Genomic DNA, 1,016 nt, shown 5'->3' on the forward strand with positions numbered 1-1,016 from the left:
ATTCATCTTCTTCAGAAGGACAGGGATGGTTACCCCTGCAACCCCGGCGACGAACAGGTTGGTCAACATGGCGGCAGAGTTGATACCTCCGAGCATCCAGTTGCCTTTCCAAACCACAACGATACCACCGATGATCAACGCCCACATGATGCCGTTAAGCAAACCGATTGCGGCTTCTTTCATCAATAGTTCACGTTTGTTCGAATCACCGATATGACCTAAAGCAAGGCCACGAATAACCAGTGCAACGGTTTGGTTACCTGCAACACCACCCATGGATGGCACGATGGTCATCAAGACCGCAATTGCCGCCATTTGGTCCAGCGTGGCTTCAAACATGTTGGAAACCGAAGCAGCCGCTAATGCAGCTAGGACATTGGCTCCGAGCCAAACACTTCGTTTACGCGCGGATTTGAAGACGGGAGCGAAGGTATCTTCGTCATCGTCCATACCCGCCATACTCATCATTGAGTGTTCGGCATCTTCACGAATAACGTCAACCACGTCATCGATGGTGATACGACCGACAAGGTGCTGGTTTTCATCCACTACGGGCGCGGACACCCAATTACGACGTTCAAACAGGCTAGCAACGTCTGAGTCACTGGTATCAACGGTAATCGCATCGTCAGCATCTTCCATGACGTCGATAATTTTTACGTCGGGTTGGGTCGTGATAAGTGTCGTGATTGGGAGTTCGCCAATCAGTTTGCTTTCGTCATCAATCACGTAGAGCGCATCGGTGGCTTCAGGCAACTCGCCCTTCATACGCAGATAACGCAGGACTACGTCGACATCAACGTCACCACGAATCGTGATAACGTCGGTGTTCATCAACCCACCAGCGGTGTCTTCAGGATAAGACAGTGCCGTCTCGACGCGAGCACGATCTGCTGAATCCATTTGGGAGAGAACTTCACGAGAAAGATCATCTGGCAAGCTACGTAGGACGTACGCAACGTCATCGGTATCCATGCCTTCCGTCGCCTCTGCAAGGTCTTCGGGAGCCATTTTTG

General features: G+C 51.4%; 1 protein-coding gene. It reads right to left on the reverse strand.

The genetic code is table 11. The features are described 5' to 3' along the window. The coding region (locus R7Z50_RS24950; protein WP_318149411.1) for a magnesium transporter at positions 1 to 1,016 on the reverse strand (1,016 nt) is incomplete at both ends.

Source organism: Vibrio sp. 1249-1 (genome assembly GCF_033340495.1).